Source organism: Streptomyces capoamus (assembly GCF_014654935.1).
GTDB classification, from domain to species: domain Bacteria; phylum Actinomycetota; class Actinomycetes; order Streptomycetales; family Streptomycetaceae; genus Streptomyces; species Streptomyces capoamus.
Genome location: NZ_BNBF01000001.1, coordinates 409246 through 412403, shown reverse-complemented (window position 1 = coordinate 412403; position 3158 = coordinate 409246). Strand labels below are relative to the sequence as shown.

General features: G+C 74.1%; 3 protein-coding genes. All 3 read left to right on the top strand.

Translation table 11 applies throughout. From position 1 onward, the window contains the following. On the top strand, positions 1-1348 hold a 1348-nt coding region (locus tag IE312_RS01885), incomplete at its 5' end, for an ATP-binding cassette domain-containing protein (protein WP_229898881.1). Between the two features lie 37 nt (positions 1349-1385). After that, complete coding sequence (locus IE312_RS01880; RefSeq protein ID WP_189977637.1) at positions 1386-2573, top strand: bifunctional class I SAM-dependent methyltransferase/NUDIX hydrolase; 1188 nt, start codon at positions 1386-1388, stop codon at positions 2571-2573. Between the two features lie 51 nt (positions 2574-2624). After that, positions 2625-3158, top strand: a 534-nt coding sequence (locus tag IE312_RS01875; protein WP_189977635.1) for a GNAT family N-acetyltransferase, incomplete at its 3' end; no start/stop codon positions are given.

Genomic DNA, 3158 nt, shown 5'->3' with positions numbered 1-3158 from the left:
CCTCCTGCCGATGCTGGTCCTGATCGCGGCGCCGCGCGGCTGGGGCGCGATGCGGGTCGCGCAGGAGCGGTACGTGTCGGTGATGACCTGGGTGGAGCACGTGCGGGCCGGCCGCCTCATCGGCAATCTGCTCACCGAGCGCACCGCCGCCCAGGAAGTGCGCATCCACGCCGTCGGGCCGTTCCTGCTCAGCCGCTACGAGCGGATGGCCGAGAGCGCCGAGGCCGAGCAGGAACGCCTGGCCACCGGCAAAGCCGTCACCGAGTGGGTGGCCGCCGGGCTGTCCGGCCTCGCCATGGCGGCGACGTACGCGGCCATGTTCTGGCTGATCATGAGCGGGCACATGAGTCTGGCCGTGGCCGGGACCGCCGTCATCGCCGTCCGGTCCGGCTCGGCGAGCCTGGGCGCGCTGGTGATGAACGTCAACCAGCTGCACGAGGAGTCCCTGTACGTCCGCGATCACTCCCGGTTCCTGGACGAGGCGGCACGGCGCACCATTCCCCGTGGGGGCGATCCCGTCCCGGCACGGGTGCGACAGGTCGTCCTGAACCGGGTCGGCTACCGCTACCCGGACCGGGAAGCCCCTGCCCTGGACGAGGTGTCCCTCACGCTGCCCATGGGCTCGGTCACCGCGGTGGTCGGTGAGAACGGCTCCGGCAAGAGCACGCTGATGAAGGTGCTGTCGGGCCTGTTGCTGCCGCAGAGCGGAACCGTGCTGTGGGGTGAGGCCGACCTCGCCTCCCTGGACCGCTCCGAGGTGTTCGACCGTGTCGCGCTGCTCACCCAGGACTTCGAACGCTGGCCCGCGGCGGCGTTGAACATCCGCATCGGCCGGCCCGCCCGGGCAGCCGGAGCGGAGGACCTGCAGCCGTCCGTCGACTACGCGGGTGCCGGACCGGTCATCGCCAAACTCCCCGACGGGCTGCGCAGCCTGCTGGCCCGGATGTTCCGCGGAGCGAGTGAACTGTCCGGCGGCGAGTGGCAGAAGATCGGTCTCGCCCGGACCCACTGGCGCAGCTCCACCTCGGACGCCGACGGCGTGCTCATCGTGGACGAGCCCACCTCCGCCCTGGACCCGGAGGCGGAGATCACTGCCTTCGACCGCATCCGCCGGCTCGCCGCCCCGAACCGGGCCGTCGTCCTGGTCACCCACCGCATGTCCGGCGTCCGCCACGCCGACCGCATCCACGTCCTGCACCAGGGACGGCTCGTGGAGCACGGCAGCCACGAGGAACTCATGGCCGCCCGCGGGCGCTACGCCGCGATGTTCGAGGCGCAAGCCGCCCAGTACGCCCCCGCGGGCACCGTCCCCCGCCCCGGCTCCCCCGCCGTCGCGGACCCCGCGTGACCCTTTCGGAAGGCCCGAACTCGGAACGGAGGCCGACGTGTCGGACGTCGAACACCAGAACCGTCTCGCCTGGGACGCCTACGGAAGACACCACCTGGAGCGCGGCACGCCCCTGCCGGAGGTGGACCGGATCACCTGGGGACCCGCCGCGGACGGACCGGGGGACGCCGTCCTCGGGGAGGTCAGGGGCCTGCGTGTCCTGGACATCGGTTGTGGTCCCGGCCGGCACGCCGCCCACCTGGCCCGCACCCGCGGAGCGCGGGTGGACGGTGTGGACGCTTCCCCCGGCCAGATCGAGCGGGCGCGCGCCCGCTACCCCGACGTGCCGGGACTGCGGCTGCTCCACGCCGACGCCGTCGAGCACCTGGCCGCGTCGGCGCCGTACGACGTGATCTACTCCCTCAGCACCTTCCACTTCCTCGACCCGCGCCGGCTCCTGCCCGCCCTGGCCGCCGGTCTCGCGCCGGGCGGGCGGCTGTGCTTCACCGTGCTGCACACCAACTCCGCCGGTCACGGCCCGGCCTCGACCGTCGCCCCGCGCCCGGAGACCCTGCGGCCGGCCGGCGGCCGTGATCTCACCGTGCACATGTGGGTGCTCACACCCGAGACGTGGGAAGAGCTGTTGGTCCGGTACGGCTTGCGCGTGCGGGATGTCACCGTCCTCGACACGCCCGAGAGCGACAACCACGCTTCCTACCGGTTCTTCCAGGCCCACCGGCCGGCCCGGATCACCGCCCGCCCCCGCCGCGCGCGACCACCCGTCGCCCACGCGGCCGTCGGTGTCGGTGCCGTACTGCTCGGCCCCCGGGGCCTCCTCCTCGGCCGGCACCGGCTGGGCACCCGGGAGCTGCCCGGTGGAACCGTGGAGCCGGGCGAGTCACTGCGGGAGGCGGTCGTGCGCGAACTCCGGGAGGAGACAGGTCTGTTGGCGGACCCGGACGACGTCCGTCTCCTGGGCATGTTCCTCGACCGGGTCGGAGACGTCGTCCGCGTCACGTTCGGCGCGCTCGTCACCCGCTGGCGGGGCGAGCCGGCCGACCAGCCCGGCGAGAGCATCGGCGACTGGCGCTGGTGGCCGCTGGACGCCCTGCCCCCGGACCTGTTCGAGTGCAGCGCGCGGATCCTCACCGCCTGGCGCCCCGGCCTGCCGATCGACCACACCCCCGCCCACTTCACTCCCCTCACCGACCCGCCCGCGCAACCCGCCGCGTACCCCGCCCCCTGAACGGGCGGGACCGCCCGGACGAGCACAGAGGCCCACCACGAGGACGGATCCATGACCCCTGCACGCCGCGCCACGCCCGCCGACGCCGAGGGCATCACCCGCCTGCGGTCCGAGCTGATCCTCTCCCGGCCGCTCGACCCGGCCTGGCTGTCCCGCTGCCGGGACCAGCTGGCCGAACGGCTCCGGCCCGGCGGCGACGCCCGGGCCCACGTCGTCGACGCACCCGGGGGAGGACTCGTCACCTGCGCCCTGGCCCTGGTCAGCCCCGTACTGCCCGCGCCCCGGTACCCACAGGGGCTGGCCGCACGCGTCCAGGCCGTGGCCACCCGGCCCGGGTACCGGCGCCGTGGCTACGCCAGGGCCGCCCTCACCGCCCTCCTCGACGAGCTGGAGCAGGACGGCGTCACCCTCTTCGAACTCCACGCCAGTGACGAGTCCCGGCCCCTGTACGAGGGACTCGGGTTCCGCAGCGATCCCGCGCTCATGCGCAGGACGGCACCCCGTCCGCAGTCCCACGGCGAGCACCGGCCCGGCACCGCGACCGACGACTGGGACACGATCCGGCGTCTCGCCGCCGCCTTCCGC